Consider the following 16,687-nt stretch of genomic DNA (forward strand, 5'->3'; position numbering starts at 1 on the left):
AGCCCTCGAAAGGACTGCTTTTCTATTTTCCAATGGTTGCTTCTTTTACTTTTTCAACCAGCTCTTCAAATTTACTTTTAGTGGATTTTACCGATGGGAAGAAAGGCTCTACCGCATCAATCACGGTTGGCGCTAAAGGTTCAACATAGCCGATTAACTCAGATTCGCGCTTCCATTTTTTAGGAAGATCCAAATCAAACTCTTTGGTGAACCACAAAAAAAGACTAAGAAAGAATCCAACTTTCAGCACACCGAAAAACAATCCCGCCACTTGATCAAAAGAGCCTAAAATGGTCAGATCCATGAATTTTTTCAGCACCCAACCCACACTATTGATCAGAAGGACACTAATGATAAAAATAATCAGAAAGCCAATAATCGGATAGGACAGGTTGACGGTTTCTACATTCTCCTCCAGCCATGCTGCTGCCGGTTCCATAAAATAAAATCCTAAAACTAGCGCTACAACAAAGCCGACAAGCCCCAGAATACCCAAAAGAAAACCTTTTTTGTACCCTTCATAGGCACCTAAAGCCAGCACAGCTACGATGACAATATCAACAATGGATTTTATTTCCAAGGCTTATGCGTTTAGTAAAGCTTTTACCTGATCAGCAATAGCCTTGCCATCTGCCTTCCCTGCTAATTCTTTGCTGGCCATTCCCATCACTTTTCCCATATCCTTCATACCACTTGCACCGGTTTTAGAAATGATTTCAGCAATGGCAGCCTTGATTTCTTCCGGAGATAAAGCTTTCGGCAAAAACTCCTGGATCACCTTCAATTCTGTCATCTCTACTTCATACAAATCAAAGCGTCCCTGCTGCTCATAGATATCGGCAGAATCCTTTCGCTGCTTGGCTGCTTTGGTGAGCAATTTCATTTCTTCATCCGCAGAAAGCTCACCTTTTGCCCCTCCCTTCGTTTCTTCCAATAAAATCAAAGATTTGATGGCACGGAGCGCAGTGAGACGGGTTTTATCTTTTGCCAGCATGGCTGACTTAATTTCACTTTCTATGTTTTGTTTTAAACTCATGGGTACTCAGTTTATGTTATAACTTTGTTCTAAAGACAAAAATACCCTTTTCGGGCTTTTTATGACCAAGCTTAGTGTAAATATCAATAAGATCGCTACCCTGCGAAATGCACGAGGGGGCAATAATCCCAATGTGGTACAAGTGGCAAAGGATGCAGAACGTTTCGGTGCCGAGGGCATTACCGTACATCCTAGACCCGATGAACGCCATATCCGGTATCAGGATGTTTTGGATTTGGCAGAGGTGGTCACTACAGAATTCAATATCGAAGGCTATCCGGATAAACGCTACATGGAATTAGTTAAGCAGGTCAAACCTGCTCAAGCTACCTTGGTTCCCGATCCACCGGATGCATTGACATCGAATACCGGCTGGGATACCATCACGCATCAAAGCATGCTTCAGGATATAGTCGCAGAGCTCAAAGAAGCTGGTTGTCGAGTTTCTATTTTCATCAATCCAGAGGCTAAGTACTTTGAACCAGCAAAGCAAACGGGGACAGATCGGGTGGAACTTTACACCGAACCCTATGCTGTCCTTTTTCCAAAAGACCGCGAGAAGGCCGTTCAACCCTATGTAGAAGTTGCCCTTATTGCCCGTGAAATTGGATTAGGGCTCAATGCCGGTCACGATTTGGACTTGAATAATCTAGCGTTCCTGAAACATAAAATTCCTTTTTTGGATGAGGTTTCCATTGGCCATGCTCTTATCTGCGATGCCCTGTACTATGGATTGGAAAATACCATTCAGATGTATAGAAGGAGGTTGGAGCTTTGATTTTTTGTCAACAGACGACAGTCAATAGCCGACAGTTGTTAAAAAGATAATTTCACTAACAGTATCAGCTAAAGAAATGGCTTTTAAATTCGAAGATTTACGAGTTTGGAAAATAGCAATTGAATTATCCGGAGAAATAAATCAAATAACCAAAGCTTTCCCTTTGGAGGAGAAATTTGTTTTAGCTACCCAAATTCAACGTGCTGCAGATTCTGTTGCTTTAAATATTGCGGAGGGGTCGACCGGACAATCTACCCCGGAGTTTAAAAAGTTTCTTGGGTATTCAGTTCGCTCGGCAATTGAGGTGGTTAGTTGCCTTTATCTTGGCAAAAAGAGAAACATTATTAGGGAAGAAGACTTTACTAAACTTTACAGCTCTTATGAAGATTTAATTAAAAAAATTCAAGCCCTAAAAACTCAATTTAAAAACGAAAATTTAACTATTCATAAGTTGGCTGTCGTCTGTTGACAGTGGACTGTTGACTCAAAAATTATGAAATTAAACTATAAAAAATCAGGCACTGGTAAACCCCTCGTAATTCTTCATGGGCTTTTTGGCTCGGCAGATAACTGGTTTTCCATTGCAAGGGAATTGGAAAATGAGTTTACACTTTACCTTGTAGATCAACGGAACCATGGAGAATCTCCACATGCTGAGGAGTGGAATTATGAGGTCATGGTGGAAGATTTGCGGGAATTGATCGATGAAGAAGGGCTCAGCGAAATTTTCCTGATGGGGCATTCCATGGGAGGAAAAACCGCCATGAATTTTGCAGTGACTTATCCAGATCGAGTTGAGCGGTTAATCGTTGCGGATATATCTCCTCGGTATTACCCAATCCATCATCAGACCATTTTGGAGGGATTGAATTCCATCAACCTTTCCGAGATCCAATCCCGAAAAGATGCGGATGATCAATTGGCTAGATATATTAACATCCCAGGAATTCGCCAGTTCCTTTTAAAAAGTCTTGGGAGAGATAGAAACGGTTTTTATTGGAAAATCAACCTGCCGGTCATTACCGAAAAAATCGAAGAGGTAGGAAAAGCATTAGAGGAAGACACCGTCTATGAAGGACCTACCCTTTTCTTAGCAGGAGCCAATTCCAATTATATCCAGCAAAGTGACCTCCCAGATATTCTGGAACACTTCCCGAATTATGAACTCGAGTTTATTGAAGGAGCAGGACATTGGCTGCATGCAGAAAAGCCAGATGCAGTAGTTCGGGAAATTCGTAGATTTCTATTATAAAAACAGAACATTGATGAAAGAAGCCATGCTAGAGATGTTGGTTCAGATGGAACTGACTAGTTCAAATCTTCAACAAGTACAAGACATACACTGGAATTGGAAACTTAATAAAAACTCCAATTCCATTGGATTTATTCTCTTGCATATGGGTGAAATCGTCAATCTTTTTGGGACTTTTTTTGAGATCCCTACTGATGTCCAAAACACCACTTTAGGCTTTGAAGACAATGGGCAAGGAAAGGACATTCAAGCCAGCCTAGCCCTAATAAAGGAAGGATTCTCCAACTTAAAGGACCTAATTGAAAGCTCTGAAGAGGAGTTCTGGAAAGGAATTATTTTCACTCCATTCTTTGGTGAGGTAAGCAGATTTCGCTTATTCTCTCATATCCTCTTCCACCACTTTCACCATTCAGGTCAGATTTCTGCCATAATGAAAAAGGGTAGAAAATTTGACTAAGTCTACCAATAAACCATCTGAAATGCCCCAAGGAAAGCTTTTCTTAATTCCAAATGTGCTCGCTGAAAATACAGCTGATGCTGTTATCAGCCCCCAGGTTCGGGAAGTAATTCGACACACGAAAGTATTTTTGGTCGAAAACCCTCGGACCGCGCGCCGATATATTTCCAGTTTAAAACTAGGTGTAAACCTGGAAGAAGTACACATGGAAATTCTGGACAAAAACACAGCTCCAGAATCCGTAAACCGTCTACTACAACCTCTTTTTAAAGGAGCTGATGTAGGGATAATATCCGAGGCAGGTTGCCCGGGGATAGCTGATCCGGGTGCGCTCGCCGTAGCACATGCTCATACCAGAGGGATTCAGGTGGTTCCACTTTCTGGACCCAGCTCTATGTTTTTAGCTTTGATGGGATCCGGTTTTTCCGGGCAATCTTTTGCTTTCCATGGGTATCTTCCGATTGACAAAAAAGAACGAGCCCAAGCCTTAAAAAAGTTAGAAACTGAATCCCTTCGGGAAAAAAGAGCCCAGATATTTATGGAAACCCCTTTTCGCAACAATCAGCTTTTGGAGGATTTACTGCGGGCACTTGCTCCGCAAACCAAACTTTGCATTGCGAAAAATTTAACTGCCTCGGACGAATTGATCCAAACCAAAACCATCCAAGACTGGAAAAAAACATCGATTGATCTTCACAAAGTACCTACTGTTTTTGTTTTACAAAGCTTCTGAACATGTTTACCGTTGACGCCCACTTGGACCTGAGTATGAATGCCCTCGAATGGAATCGGGATCTTACGAAGCCGGTATTTGAAATCAATGCAAGAGAAGTTGGACTAGACGACAAACCTGACAGAGCAAAGGCCGTTGTCTCTTTACCCGAACTCCGAAAAGGAAATATTGGCTTGGTAGTAGCTACTCAAATTGCTCGATATGTTGCCCCTGACAATTCCCTTCCGGGATGGCATTCTCCTGAACAGGCATGGGCACAAACCCAAGGACAATTGGCTTGGTATCAGGCCATGGTAGAAAAAGGGGAAATGGCACAAATTCGAAATAAGGCTGAACTCGAAAATCATGTAGCGCTTTGGGAAAACGGAAAAGACAACAGCCAAAAACCAATTGGGTTTATTCTTTCTCTCGAGGGTGCCGACTCCATTATCTCTTTGGATTACCTTGAGAAGGCGTACGAATCCGGATTGCGTGCACTAGGTCCTGCCCACTATGGTCCGGGCAGATATGCTCATGGCACAGACGCCTCTGCCCCGCTAAATCAGCAAGGAAAGGAATTACTCCGGAAAATGGATGAATTGGGGATGATTTTGGACGCTACCCATCTTTGTGATCTGGCCTTTTGGGATGCACTGGAAATTTTTCAAGGTCCCATTTGGGCGAGCCATAATAACTGTCGGGCCTTAGTGGATCACAATCGGCAGTTCTCAGATGAGATGATCAAAGCCTTGGTAGATCGAGGTGCTGTTATCGGGGGAGCTTTTGATGCATGGATGCTGAGTCCTGAATGGATTCGGGGGAAAAGCACGCCTAAACAACGAAATGTCACCATTTCCACCGTGTTGGATCACCTAGACCACATCTGTCAACTGGCCGGAAATGCCAACCATATTGGGATTGGATCCGATTTAGACGGAGCCTTTGGAAAAGAACAATGTCCTTGGGATTTGGAAACCATCGCAGACTTGCAGAAAATCCCGGATTTGCTTCAAAAAAGAGGATACTCAGAGAATGATATCCAAAAAGTCATGAGCGGAAATTGGTTGAACTTTTTGAGGAAAAATTGGCCCTAACCAAGACTATTTTGTTCAAATCTGTCTTTCTTTAAGTTGCATAAATAATTCTAATTGAATTATTTGCAGACAAAATCGCCAACCTTAAAATTTATGATAAACAAATACCTTTTGACTTCGGTCCTAGTGACTCTTTTTGCTTTTTCGATTGCTCAAGCTCAAAAATTAACCATTAGCGCCAATCATTCTGATGCCAAATTCATCCTTTTGAATGATTATGATGATTCCGAAATGCAGGAATTAGGGATGGGAACCATTGAATACAAGCTTGAAAAAGATTCCCGAAACCGAATAAAAATCACGAAACCTGGTTTTCAACCCGTGATCAAAGAGTACAATAAAGACTTAAAATGGGACAAAGACCAGCGTGTTTCTTTGGATGCCAGAAGAGTTGAAATTTCTGCTGAACCATATGATGCAGACATTTTTGTAGATGGGCGAAACATCGGAAAAAAGGCTATTTATCTGGTTATTGAAAAAGACCGATTTCATACTGTAGAAGTTAAAAAAGCCGGTTTTGCACCAATCAGCAAGACTTATTACAATTCTCCTGATAGAGAAACTCCCCCAATCAAGGATTATTTCGAATTGAAGGATCGCCAAGTAAGATTGGAAGTTCTCCCAGCAGATGGAGTAGTAACTGCCAATGGCGTTTCCATGGGAAGAGGAAACCAAGATATCAATGTGCCTTTGGGAGAATGTGTAACTGTAACCGTGAACAAGGATGGCTATGTGGAATACACAAAAGTATTCTGCAACAAACCGGATACCGATCCAGAGCCCCCAACACGGGAGCAGGCCTTGCTTGCTGATCGATTGGTAAAAATTACTACTAACCCAGCAGATGCAATTATCGAAATTGGTGGAAAAACTGTAGGAACAGGAAGCTATGACCTAAAAGTACCATCCAATGGTAGTGTGGAGGTACGAGTCATGAAAGATGGCTATGTTCGATACACCAAAAATTATTACAACCAATCCAATATGCAGGAACCTCCGGTGACTGATTATATTGAAATGGCTGTAGATGAAGCCTATACTTCTTCGGTATCCTCCGATTTGGCAAATGTGCGAATTACTGTTCCTGTCAATTCCCAATATTCACCAGAAGAAGCTTGGCGTATTCTTTCTTCCATCATTACACGCTACTTTGACATTCTGGAAACCGTAGATTTCAATACCGGATATTTAACCACTTCTTGGCAAGTTGAAAACTTTGCCTCTAGTGTTATCCGAACGCGAGTAATTGTGAGCAGCGGTGGAAACTCTGATCAATTGGCTTATGCTGTTAAATTAATCAGTCAGGAAGCCTATTTGGATGGAAGAAACCAAGTGACCGTAAAAGACGACGAGAAGTTTGAAGACTGGTCCCGAATTCTGAAAAAGTATGAAGGACTAATCCAAGAAATTCAAGCTCGACTACAATAAATGAAAAGGTCCCGAAAATCGGGGCCTTTTTTGATTTTACAAACTCCAAGTATTTCCTACATCCGAAAGCGGGATACATCCCAAATAATCCCCAGGAATAGGGTCATAGCTCAATATGTTTTTCCCAATTTCTTCGGAACTGAAGTATGCCCACAATACCATGGATTTCAATCCCCTGTAGAAACCAACCGGCTCTTGGGGACCTACAGTTGAACCCCAAACCTTGGGAGCATATTTCGGTGATTTTGCCTCATGTTCCTTTACACAAGAGGCTTTTTCTTCAGCATTAAGCTCTGCAAAGACTTTCCCATACTTTGATTTGCAATCCGAATTGAACTTTTCGATTTCAGCAATCACCTTCTGCTGTCCTTCCTCATCGTAAGTTTTAGCATAAATCAAGTCGATGAAAATATCCGCCTTTACATCTAATCCTCCAGGGGTTTCGGTTTTAGGTAAAAGGAACTCAACAAATGAACTGATAAACCCAGCTTGATCTTCATTCAAAAACAAGGGAGTCCAAGACAGTCGATCCTGCTTGGCACATGCCTGCAGAAGGCTAAGCAAAGTTGGGGTTCCGGCAGCAGCACCGAGGGCCAAAGCCGATTTTTTGAGTGCATCTCGTCTATTCATGGCTTAGAGGTTCATTTTTTTAAGTTCAGATACGGCATGATTGGCTGCGCGGGCAGTCAAGGCCATATAAGTCAAGGAAGGGTTCACACAGGAAGAAGAAGCCATACAAGCTCCATCCGTGACAAAAACATTTTTGCAGGCATGAACCTGATTAGTTCCGTTCAAAACAGAAGTCTTTGGATCTCTACCCATTCTGGCAGTTCCCATTTCATGTATACCATAACCCATCTCATGCTCATTGTCAAAATCATGGATATCTTTTAATCCTGCTCGTTCAAGCATTTCTTTCGCATCAATACGAATCTGCTTATTCAAGGCCAATTCATTGGGACCCCATTCAGCATCAATGGAAAGTGTCGGTTGCCCCCATTTATCCAAAACATCTTTATTGAGATACACCTTGTTTTCATGAGATGGAAGGCATTCTGCAAATCCTGTGATGAAAAACTCCCACGGCCCGGGTTTCATTAAACCATCCTTAAAATCTCCTCCAAAATCTTCCTGATTAGCTCCGGCGCCCCAACCATGGCGATATCCTCCACCCTGGAAGCCCCAACCTCGAACAAATGAATCACTTTGTGGACCATCTTTCAGATTGACATATCTGGGTATATAAATTCCATTTGGACGACGTCCTTTATAATATTTATCCTCATATCCCTCAACACTACCCATGGCACCAATTCGATAGGTATGATCCATCAAATTATGGCCCAACTCTCCTGAATCATTTCCCAAACCATTTGGAAAACGATGAGATGTGGAATTCAAAAGAATTTGGGTAGTACTTAATGTCGAAGCATTTACAAAAATGATTTTTGCCTTATATACGATATCCTCGCCGGTCTCAGCATCAATGATTCGAACACCGGAAGCTTTCCCTTTTCCCTCATCATAAACGATGGATTGAACAATTGAAAATGGACGAATTGTAAGGTTTCCAGTGGCATTTGCTGCTGGAAGAGTTACTGCATTCGAACTGAAATAGGCACCATAAGGACAACCTCTATCGCAGCGGTTTCGGAATTGACACTTTCCACGCCCATTCAATGGTTCGGTCAAATGAGCCACACGACCAATGATTAAATTTCTTCCAGGAAAATCCTTTTCAATCCGTTCTTTGACATGCTTTTCAACGCAGTTTAACTCCATAGGAGGTAAAAAGTGGGAATCCGGTAATTGGGGTAAGCCCAATGCTTCACCACTGATTCCGGCAAATTTTTCCACATGCGTATACCAAGGCTCCAAGTCCTTATATCGAATTGGCCAATCAACTCCATGACCGTCTTTGGCATTGGCTTCAAAGTCTAGATCCGACCAGCGATACGTTTGCTTTCCCCAAAGCAGGGATCTTCCGCCCATTTGATGTGCACGAACCCACATGAAAGGTTTTATTTCTGTGTAAGGATTTTCAAGATCATTGGCGTGAAAATGCTCATTAAACGCTCCAATAAAACCCGAGCGTCCTCCTTTAGGATGACGTGCCGCTTGCTCAGGAGTAAGTCCGCCCCGGAGTTCGTGATCCCAAGGGTCCAAATTCATGGTAGGATAATCCACCACATGCTCCACGATCCGTCCCCTTTCCAGAACAAGGGTTTTGAGGCCGGCTTCGCAAAGTTCTTTGGCAGCCCATCCTCCACTGATACCCGAACCGATGACGATGGCATCGTAGATAAGGTTTTTATCGGCATCGATATTAAAATTGGCCATAGGTTAATAGGTTTATTGTAAAGATTAATATTAGCCAATTTTCCTCTAAAAACCCTGTGCCAATTTTGAATGATTAAATGGATTTATGAAAATGGAATTATAGGTATGTATCCAATTGTAGCCAAAATAATCTTGCCACCACCCGGTTTTTGCTGTATTTTCCCATCATGAAAAAACTCACCCTCATCCTGATTTTGGCTTTTGGGCCAGTATTTTGTTTTTCACAGCAAAAACTCAATAAAGACGAGCAGAAACTGATCGAACTAATAGATAAAAACTACCAAGAGACGGTTGCCCTCTTGGAGGAAGTCCTCAACATAAATTCCGGTTCCTTAAACAAGGAAGGCGTAAGAGAAGTCGGTCAGGTTTTCGCCCGGGAATTTGAAAAAATCGGATTCCAAACCGAATGGGTGGAAGTCCCTGCTGAGGTAAACCGGGCCGGACATTTTGTGGCAACTCGAAAAGGAACCAAAGGCAAAAAACTTCTTCTCATAGGTCATATTGATACAGTTTTTGAAAAAGATATGCCCTTCACTCCCTTCACCTGGCTCAACGATAGCACCGCCACCGGACAAGGTGCCAATGATATGAAAGGTGGAGACGTATTGGTTTTTGCCAGCTTGAAAGCACTTCATGAATTGGGGTTATTGGATGACCGAAGTATCACCGTGTATTTTATGGGAGATGAGGAGAGTTCAGGAGATAATGAGCTCTCTCGAAGGGACTTTATCGAACGAGCCAAATCCCACGATATCGCTTTGGGCTATGAAACAGCTCAGGGATTCAATACCGTTACGGTCGCCCGTCGGGGTTCCAGTGGCTGGACTTTGAAAACAAGCGGCAGACAAAGCCATTCCAGTGGAGTTTTCCGCGAAAGTGTAGGCTATGGAGCCATCTATGAAGCCGCAAGAATTTTGACAGAATTTCGGGAAGAGCTTGGTGGAGAGCAATACCTGACTTTTAACCCTGGACAAATCATCGGGGGATCAGACATCTCCTATGACGAAGAAACAGGAAAAGGTGAAGCTTTAGGTAAGACTAATATCGTTGCTCGTGAGGCATATGTGACTGGAGACTTGCGGTTTTTAGGGGAGGAGCAAAAAGAAAGAACCAGAGCAAAAATGAGAGAAATTGTCAATCGTAACCTCAATCAAACTGATGCAGAAATTACTTTCCGGGATGGTATACCTTCCATGAGTCCGCGGGAGGAAAACTACGAATTAGCAGCTGTATTGAATCAGGTGAGTTTGGATATGGGATTTGGTGAAGTTCAGCCGGGCGATCCGGGGAGCCGGGGCGCTGCAGATATCGCCTATGTAGCGGATATCCTTCCAGGTTTGGATGGCTTAGGAGCCTCAGGACGAGGTGCACATGCTCCAGGAGAGACCATCAATATGAAACAATTTCCTGATTTGATTAAGCGAAATACGATCTTACTATACCGATTGATACGCTAAGCTAATGAAGAGATTTTTATTCATGGCAGCACTAGCGGCCACCTTTTTTTCCTGCGAAAGCGACAAACCTGAACTCACAGAAACAGAATCTATGAAACCAAAAAAAATTGTTGTCTACCAGGTTTTCACTAGACTTTTTGGGAATACCAATACTACCAACAAACCTTGGGGAACTAAGGAGGAAAACGGAGTCGGGAAGTTCAATGACTTCACGGATACCGCTTTAGCCGAAATCAAAAAGCTGGGTGTATCCCATATTTGGTACACTGGAGTCCCACATCATGGGGTGATCGGAGATTTTCCCGAGATCGGTGTTAGCTCTGATGATCCTGATGTGATCAAAGGGCGTGCAGGTTCGCCCTATGCGGTACGGGATTACTATCAGGTCAATCCAGATTTGGCGGTAGATGTAACAAAGCGAATGGAGGAATTTGAAGCCTTGATCGCCCGTACTCATAAGCATGGAATGAAAGTGATTATCGACATCGTTCCAAACCATGTTTCCCGGCACTATGAAGGAAAGAACAATCCAGCAGGCGCCAGGGATTTCGGGGCAGATGATGATAAAACCGTCGAATACGCCAAAAACAACAATTTCTACTATATACCCGGAGAGGCTTTTCAGGTACCCGAACCTAAAAATGGTTATCAGCCTCTTGGAGGAGAAAAACATCCGCTTGCAGACGGGAAGTTCGATGAAAACCCAGCCAAATGGACTGGAAATGGTTCCCGCCTAGCACAGCCCGATTTCTATGACTGGTATGAAACCGTGAAAATAAATTACGGAGTAAGACCGGATGGAACCAAGGATTTTGATGAATTACCTTCGGGAGCGGATTCCTTGGATTGGAAAGCCCATTATGACTTTTGGCAGGGCAAAGATGTGCCGGATTCCTGGAAAAAATTCAAGGACATCACCCAGTTTTGGTTGGGTAAAGAAGTTGATGGATTCCGTTTTGATATGGCCGAGATGGTACCGGTGGAGTTTTGGTCCTATCTCAATTCTCATATCAAAATGACCAAACCCGATGCCTTCCTTTTGGCGGAAGTTTATAACCCAAGTCTCTATCGAGATTACATCCAAAAGGGTAAAATGGATTACCTCTATGACAAGGTGGAACTATATGACACCCTGAAGCACATCATGCAAGGTCACGGTTCCACGGATAATCTAGTACCGATTTTGGAAGGCTTGAAAGACATCGAACACCACATGCTGCACTTCCTGGAAAATCACGACGAGCAGCGAATTGCCAGTCCGGAATTTGCTGGAAATCCCTGGAAAGCTATGCCTGCGATGGTGGTTTCCACGACGGTTTCTACTTCTCCGACGATGATCTATTTCGGGCAGGAAGTTGGCGAACCCGGAGCAGAGGATGCGGGTTTTGGCGACCCGAGCCGGACTTCGATTTTCGATTACATCGGCGTGCCACAGCATCAGAAATGGATGAATGGAGGGAATTTTGATGGAGGGCAGCTAACGGAAAATGAAAAAGCGCTTCGAAACTACTACTCCGAGGTGCTGAACTTCACACGTAACAGTCCCGCTTTGATGGGAGAATACCTGGAGCTTCATACGTTTAATAGGCATGAAAATCCAGACTATACAAATAAGGCTTTTGCCTTTGCCCGCTGGGATGAAAGTCAGAAGCTGATCGTGGTGACCAACTTCGACGAGTTTCAATCGGTAAAAACCACCTTGAAACTTTCGCCAGAATTACTGAATGCATGGAACTTGGAAAAAGGTGAGCGGGAAATTAAGGAAGTGATGTTTGGGAAGAAAAAGACTATGCTTCGGGTAACGAATGAAGGGGCTGAAATCGATCTCGACTTTGGGCCTTGGGAATCGGCTGTTTTTGATGTGAAATAAGGTTTCCAAAATATGCCCCGAAAAAAGGCTTCCAATTCCTGGGTTTGGGTAATTTTTCTAATCCTTTTTACCCTTACTATAGGAACGGTTTTTCTTATCAAATACAATAAATGGATCAAACGGGAGCTTTCTGACTATACAAGAAAGACTCCTCCTTGGACGGAAACACTCAAGTTTGAGCAGGTTTTCAATCAATTCCCAGATGGAATATTGGGAGTTGACATCTCCCAGTATCAAGGAAAAATTGATTTCAATAAGTTATCCCTTCAAATCAAAAATCATCCTATCCAATTCTTAGTATTTAGAGCTACAATGGGAGATGATGGGTTGGATAGAAGGTTTAAGGAAAACTGGGAAGCTTCCAAAAATTTACCAGTAGTCCGAGGGGTTTACCATTATTATCGCCCAAATGAAAACAGTAGCCTGCAGGCAGAAAATTTTATCCAAACTGTCAAATTGGAATCGGGTGACCTAATCCCGATTCTGGACATAGAAAAGCACAGTACAATTCAATCTAGAGAGCGTCTGCGGCAAGGAATCAAAAACTGGTTGAATCTTGTGGAAGCCCGTTATGGAGTAAAACCTATGATCTATACGGGTGACCGGTTTTTCTGGGAAGTGCTCCACAATCAAGGATTTGACGAATATCCAATTTGGGTAGCGAATTATAACCGAATTCTAGAACCTGAAACCAAGAATTGGGTGATTTGGCAATTTTCAGAAAAAGGGAGTCTAGAAGGTATTGGAGAACGAATCGATTTGAATATCCTTCGAGGCGGAAGGTTCCAATTTCATAAATTGAAAATGCCTTAACTGCAAAGCTTTTTAATCCGGCTTTGAACCTTGTGACCTAGCGCCCTGTTTTCCGAAAAATCAGTCCTAAAACTTATTACGCCAAGTTAATCTAATACCCTATTAATCTCCGCCGCCTCATACCCTATCCGATGGGAATTCACATAAAGCGAATCTCCGGCCACCGCTTCAAAAGCTCCAGTGTAGACATTCCAGGAATCGCTGCTGGATTTTCTCCAGCCCATCAAAGCAGAGGGAGTTGGACAGCTTAAGGTGACCTTTCCTTCGGAAAAATTTATCTTAGCCTTGGCAGTGGCAGGAGGATTTTCGGCTCCAGTCCACATCGCCTTGACCATTTCCATTTCATTGAGGGCACCTTTGTCTCCGTACTCAACGATCCAATCTTCATGTGCTTTGCGCAGCTCTTCCAATTTATCGGCATACTCAGGATTCCCAACCAGATTGGTAAATTCCCAAGGGTCGTTTTGTGTGTCATACAATTCTTCCTCAGGCTTGCTTTGAGCAAACCAACGAGCTTGATTTTCATTAAGCTTTCCTTGTTCATTCAGGTCCAAGAGATGTCCCATCAAGGGGTTTTGAAGGCGGTATTGGATATTTTGATAATTGGGTATCTCAGGCATGTAGTTACGAATATATTTAAATCGCCCATCAGAAACAGCCCGTACCCGATCGTATTCTGAGTCCATCCGATCCCGAGCGGCATAGACATAGTTTCGAGGCTTAGCCTTTTGCTCACCCAAAAAAGCCTGTCCCTGCATGCTTTCAGGAATGGGGATTCCCGCCAGCGAAAGGAGCGTTGGTCCAAAATCCACAAAACTGACCAATTCATCTGTTTTTGTACCACCCTCCAGCCAAGGAGCTTTGACCAGCAAAGGCACCTTCAAGCCTCGATCATAGAGCTCTCGCTTGAAATAAGGCATCCCATCCCCGTGGTCGGAGTAAAAGAAAAGGATGGTGTTGTAATATAGTCCGTCCTCTTTCAGCTGGGCAATCACCTCTCCTACCTGCTCATCCATCCGCATCACATTGGTAATAAAGCGGGCAATTGTCCGTCTGGTAAGCGAATCATCTGGATAGACAGGCGGTACAGTCACTTCCTTGGGGTCTACAAACAAGCTGTCTTTCCCTTCCCGAGCCCAAACCTGGGATTCATGGGTAGTGGTGAAATTGAAAATCGAAAAGAAAGGTTGATCTGGATCTTTTCTATTTCTCCAATGGGCATTTTTACTGCTTTCATCCCACATAAAAACCGGACTCTCAAACTGGTAGTCTTCTTTTACATTATTACTCACATAGTAGCCCGCCATTCTCAAATGAATGGGGTATTGAATCATCCCTTCCGGCAAGACCACATTGTAACTTTTAAAACCAGGAGGGTAAGCATCCAAGGCATTTGCTGACATGCCTGTTGTACGCATATGCATCGCGCCAATGGAGGTCTGATAGGCACCGGTGATCAAGGCCGCTCGACTTGGCGCACATACCCCGGCGGTTGAAAATGCATTCTGATACTGAAGAGACTCGGCGGCCAAGGAATTCAGATTGGGAGTTTTACCACCCGTTCCTCCGTAGGTCTCCAAATGTTCGGGAGACATATCCTCCACGACAATCCATACGATATTGGGTTTTTCAGGGTAAACAACTTCCTGGATTTGGGACTCCTTATTTTGACAAGAGAAAATCACAGTCAGAATTAAAAAAGTGAAAGTGAGATTTTTCATAGGGCAAGGAATTGATCTTGTAAGATAAACTTTTCTAAAAGAGAAGCTTACCTAGGCTCAAAAATATGGACCGAGGACTTTGACTGATGGTTCTCCTTTTTAGCTTGAAATTCTTAAATTCCATTTCAAACCCAAAAAACCTAAATCATGTTTAAATCGGATCACCTCAACCGCCGGGATTTTCTGGCTTCTGCTGCCACCTTTGCGGCTTCATTTACCATCGTTCCTTCCAATGTCATCGCAGGTTTGGGAAAAATTCCTCCCTCAGACCAATTGACTGTAGCAAACATCGGTTGCGGTACGCAAGGGCTACGGGAAATGAGTAGCCTTTTGCAAAATCCCAAAGTGAGAGTGGTAGCGGTCTGCGACGTCAACAAATTCTCAACCGATTACATCGATTGGTCCCCTTATGGTATTCGAAATGATATCCGAAGAACAATTGGAGACGATTCTTGGTGGGAAGGCAAACCCGGAATCCCAGGAGGTCGCGATATCGGAAAAGAATACGTTGAAAAATACTACGCAAAAAATAACGCTTCAGGTACCTATAAAGGTTGCGCAAGCTACGAGGACTACCGGGAGCTTTTTGCAAAGGAAAGCGGGATAGATGCCGTCAAAATCATGACCCCCGACCATACACATGCGCCGATTGCTTTGGCAGCTATGGATGGAAAAATGCACGTGGTTACCCATAAACCTATTGCCAATCGGCTTTTAGAAGGAAGAAAAGTCATTCAAAAAGCCAAAGATTCAGGATTGGTTTCCCATCTCCTAGCTTGGTCCGACCGTCCCGAATACCGGCAGATCAAAGCTTGGATGGATTCGGGATTGATAGGCGAACTTCAGGAGATCCACAACTGGTCTTACCGACCTGTATGGCAACAATGGACCAAAAGACCTGAACCTACTCAACCCATCCCAGAAGGCTTAAATTGGGATCTTTGGCTAGGACCTGTGCCTGATATGCCTTATCACAAAAACTACACGCACAATGTCTTCCGCGGCTGGTATGAATTCGGTGGTGGATCGGTAGCCGATATGGGACATTACAGTCTGTTTCCGCTTTTTGAAACCTTGGGAATTGACCGCAGTCCTATTTCTGCAAAAGCATTTGGAACTACCACCCGTGAAGAAGTAAATCAAGTCTATCAATGGGTCAAGAATGATGTAGCTTTCCCTGCCAGTTGCATGATCAAATGGAAGTTTCCTCAGCAGGAAACCTTACCAGCTTTTGACCTTTTCTGGTATGATGGAGGCATGAAGCCTTTTGCTCCGGAAGAACTGGAAATGGATGGCAAAGACACTCCAGAAGAGGGCTTGTTGATTGTGGGCACGAAAGGAAAAATTTTGGGAGGATTCCGGGGAGAAAACCCCGTTCTTTTACCAGAATCAAAGATGATGGCAGACCGCGATTCCGAGCGCATCAACTCCCGTGAAGTGGATCGCAAAACCGATCAATGGGTTGATGCCATGCTGGAAAAGCGACAGACTCCCGGTAGCTTTACCCGTGCTCAATGCATTACCGATACGATCAACCTTGGCGCTGTTGCCCTGAGAGCAGGAAAAAAAGTAGAATTCGATGCCAACCTAGTCAAAATCACCAATGATGAAGAAGCGAATAAGCTGCTGACCAGGGAGTATCGAGCTGGTTGGGAGATTTGATTCAGTAAGCAGTATACAGTGGGCAGTAGGCATAGTATTCCTGCCCCATTCCACAGATCAGGAAGGG

General features: G+C 43.5%; 16 protein-coding genes. 11 read left to right on the top strand and 5 right to left on the bottom strand.

Annotation, left to right across the window (positions count from 1 at the left end):
• Positions 1 to 22: 22 nt before the first annotated feature.
• Together HWE15_RS01900 and HWE15_RS01905 are read right to left on the bottom strand one after the other, a co-directional pair.
• Positions 23 to 580: a CvpA family protein gene (locus HWE15_RS01900; protein ID WP_290505802.1), complete on the bottom strand. Its 558-nt coding sequence runs from the start codon at positions 578 to 580 to the stop codon at positions 23 to 25.
• A 3-nt stretch (positions 581 to 583) separates the two neighbouring features.
• A complete protein-coding gene (locus tag HWE15_RS01905; RefSeq protein ID WP_290505803.1) occupies positions 584 to 1,036 on the bottom strand; it encodes a GatB/YqeY domain-containing protein in 453 nt (150 codons plus the stop codon).
• A 61-nt stretch (positions 1,037 to 1,097) separates the two neighbouring features.
• Here HWE15_RS01905 and HWE15_RS01910 point away from each other — a divergent pair, with 61 nt between their 5' ends.
• The 7 genes from HWE15_RS01910 (at position 1,098) to HWE15_RS01940 (ending at position 6,757) form a co-directional block, all read left to right on the top strand.
• Positions 1,098 to 1,814: a pyridoxine 5'-phosphate synthase gene (locus HWE15_RS01910; protein ID WP_290505804.1), complete on the top strand. Its 717-nt coding sequence runs from the start codon at positions 1,098 to 1,100 to the stop codon at positions 1,812 to 1,814.
• A 76-nt stretch (positions 1,815 to 1,890) separates the two neighbouring features.
• The gene (locus tag HWE15_RS01915; RefSeq protein WP_290505805.1) at positions 1,891 to 2,283 is read left to right on the top strand and encodes a four helix bundle protein; all 393 of its coding nucleotides are present in this window, start codon (positions 1,891 to 1,893) and stop codon (positions 2,281 to 2,283) included.
• Between the two features lie 24 nt (positions 2,284 to 2,307).
• Positions 2,308 to 3,066: an alpha/beta fold hydrolase gene (locus tag HWE15_RS01920; protein WP_290505806.1), complete on the top strand. Its 759-nt coding sequence runs from the start codon at positions 2,308 to 2,310 to the stop codon at positions 3,064 to 3,066.
• A 13-nt stretch (positions 3,067 to 3,079) separates the two neighbouring features.
• Positions 3,080 to 3,523 (top strand): DinB family protein, encoded by a 444-nt coding sequence (locus tag HWE15_RS01925; protein ID WP_290505807.1) that lies wholly within the window; start codon positions 3,080 to 3,082, stop codon positions 3,521 to 3,523.
• A gap of 22 nt (positions 3,524 to 3,545) precedes the next feature.
• Positions 3,546 to 4,256, top strand: coding sequence for an SAM-dependent methyltransferase (locus HWE15_RS01930; protein ID WP_290505808.1), 711 nt, complete (start codon positions 3,546 to 3,548; stop codon positions 4,254 to 4,256).
• Between the two features lie 2 nt (positions 4,257 to 4,258).
• Positions 4,259 to 5,329 carry a membrane dipeptidase gene (locus tag HWE15_RS01935; protein ID WP_290505809.1) on the top strand — a complete coding sequence of 357 codons (1,071 nt, stop codon included), beginning with the start codon at positions 4,259 to 4,261 and terminating at the stop codon, positions 5,327 to 5,329.
• A 93-nt stretch (positions 5,330 to 5,422) separates the two neighbouring features.
• Complete coding sequence (locus HWE15_RS01940; RefSeq protein WP_290505810.1) at positions 5,423 to 6,757, top strand: PEGA domain-containing protein; 1,335 nt, start codon at positions 5,423 to 5,425, stop codon at positions 6,755 to 6,757.
• Between the two features lie 36 nt (positions 6,758 to 6,793).
• Here the strand turns inward: HWE15_RS01940 and HWE15_RS01945 are convergent, their stop codons facing one another.
• Together HWE15_RS01945 and HWE15_RS01950 are read right to left on the bottom strand one after the other, a co-directional pair.
• On the bottom strand, positions 6,794 to 7,387 hold the full coding sequence (locus HWE15_RS01945) for a gluconate 2-dehydrogenase subunit 3 family protein (RefSeq protein ID WP_290505811.1): 594 nt from the start codon (positions 7,385 to 7,387) through the stop codon (positions 6,794 to 6,796).
• A 3-nt stretch (positions 7,388 to 7,390) separates the two neighbouring features.
• On the bottom strand, positions 7,391 to 9,097 hold the full coding sequence (locus HWE15_RS01950) for a GMC oxidoreductase (protein WP_290505812.1): 1,707 nt from the start codon (positions 9,095 to 9,097) through the stop codon (positions 7,391 to 7,393).
• A 167-nt stretch (positions 9,098 to 9,264) separates the two neighbouring features.
• Between HWE15_RS01950 and HWE15_RS01955 the strand changes: the two genes are divergently transcribed.
• The 3 genes from HWE15_RS01955 to HWE15_RS01965 are packed head-to-tail and all read left to right on the top strand — an operon-like array spanning position 9,265 to position 13,237.
• Positions 9,265 to 10,554 (top strand): M20/M25/M40 family metallo-hydrolase, encoded by a 1,290-nt coding sequence (locus tag HWE15_RS01955; RefSeq protein WP_290505813.1) that lies wholly within the window; start codon positions 9,265 to 9,267, stop codon positions 10,552 to 10,554.
• A gap of 4 nt (positions 10,555 to 10,558) precedes the next feature.
• Positions 10,559 to 12,424: an alpha-amylase family glycosyl hydrolase gene (locus HWE15_RS01960; RefSeq protein WP_367203697.1), complete on the top strand. Its 1,866-nt coding sequence runs from the start codon at positions 10,559 to 10,561 to the stop codon at positions 12,422 to 12,424.
• 12 nt (positions 12,425 to 12,436) lie between these two features.
• A complete protein-coding gene (locus HWE15_RS01965) occupies positions 12,437 to 13,237 on the top strand; it encodes a GH25 family lysozyme (RefSeq protein WP_290505814.1) in 801 nt (266 codons plus the stop codon).
• An 86-nt stretch (positions 13,238 to 13,323) separates the two neighbouring features.
• Here the strand turns inward: HWE15_RS01965 and HWE15_RS01970 are convergent, their stop codons facing one another.
• Entirely contained in the window at positions 13,324 to 14,958 is a 1,635-nt protein-coding gene (locus tag HWE15_RS01970) for a sulfatase (protein WP_290505815.1), read from the bottom strand.
• A gap of 147 nt (positions 14,959 to 15,105) precedes the next feature.
• Between HWE15_RS01970 and HWE15_RS01975 the strand changes: the two genes are divergently transcribed.
• Complete coding sequence (locus HWE15_RS01975) at positions 15,106 to 16,620, top strand: Gfo/Idh/MocA family oxidoreductase (RefSeq protein WP_290505816.1); 1,515 nt, start codon at positions 15,106 to 15,108, stop codon at positions 16,618 to 16,620.
• The last annotated feature ends 67 nt before the right edge of the window (positions 16,621 to 16,687 follow it).

Origin of the sequence: Algoriphagus sp. (assembly GCF_013373065.1) — a bacterium.
Taxonomy (GTDB): domain Bacteria; phylum Bacteroidota; class Bacteroidia; order Cytophagales; family Cyclobacteriaceae; genus Algoriphagus.

Bases quoted from the DNA above. Each gene is read 5' to 3' on its own strand.
- HWE15_RS01940 (WP_290505810.1), top strand. From the start codon at position 5,423: ATGATAAACAAATACCTTTTGACTTCGGTCCTAGTGACTCTTTTTGCT.
- HWE15_RS01930 (WP_290505808.1), top strand. From the start codon at position 3,546: ATGCCCCAAGGAAAGCTTTTCTTAATTCCAAATGTGCTCGCTGAAAAT.
- HWE15_RS01955 (WP_290505813.1), top strand. From the start codon at position 9,265: ATGAAAAAACTCACCCTCATCCTGATTTTGGCTTTTGGGCCAGTATTT.
- HWE15_RS01925 (WP_290505807.1), top strand. From the start codon at position 3,080: ATGAAAGAAGCCATGCTAGAGATGTTGGTTCAGATGGAACTGACTAGT.
- HWE15_RS01910 (WP_290505804.1), top strand. From the start codon at position 1,098: ATGACCAAGCTTAGTGTAAATATCAATAAGATCGCTACCCTGCGAAAT.
- HWE15_RS01965 (WP_290505814.1), top strand. From the start codon at position 12,437: ATGCCCCGAAAAAAGGCTTCCAATTCCTGGGTTTGGGTAATTTTTCTA.
- HWE15_RS01915 (WP_290505805.1), top strand. From the start codon at position 1,891: ATGGCTTTTAAATTCGAAGATTTACGAGTTTGGAAAATAGCAATTGAA.
- HWE15_RS01920 (WP_290505806.1), top strand. From the start codon at position 2,308: ATGAAATTAAACTATAAAAAATCAGGCACTGGTAAACCCCTCGTAATT.
- HWE15_RS01935 (WP_290505809.1), top strand. From the start codon at position 4,259: ATGTTTACCGTTGACGCCCACTTGGACCTGAGTATGAATGCCCTCGAA.
- HWE15_RS01945 (WP_290505811.1), bottom strand. From the start codon at position 7,387: ATGAATAGACGAGATGCACTCAAAAAATCGGCTTTGGCCCTCGGTGCT.
- HWE15_RS01960 (WP_367203697.1), top strand. From the start codon at position 10,559: ATGAAGAGATTTTTATTCATGGCAGCACTAGCGGCCACCTTTTTTTCC.
- HWE15_RS01905 (WP_290505803.1), bottom strand. From the start codon at position 1,036: ATGAGTTTAAAACAAAACATAGAAAGTGAAATTAAGTCAGCCATGCTG.
- HWE15_RS01975 (WP_290505816.1), top strand. From the start codon at position 15,106: ATGTTTAAATCGGATCACCTCAACCGCCGGGATTTTCTGGCTTCTGCT.
- HWE15_RS01950 (WP_290505812.1), bottom strand. From the start codon at position 9,097: ATGGCCAATTTTAATATCGATGCCGATAAAAACCTTATCTACGATGCC.
- HWE15_RS01970 (WP_290505815.1), bottom strand. From the start codon at position 14,958: ATGAAAAATCTCACTTTCACTTTTTTAATTCTGACTGTGATTTTCTCT.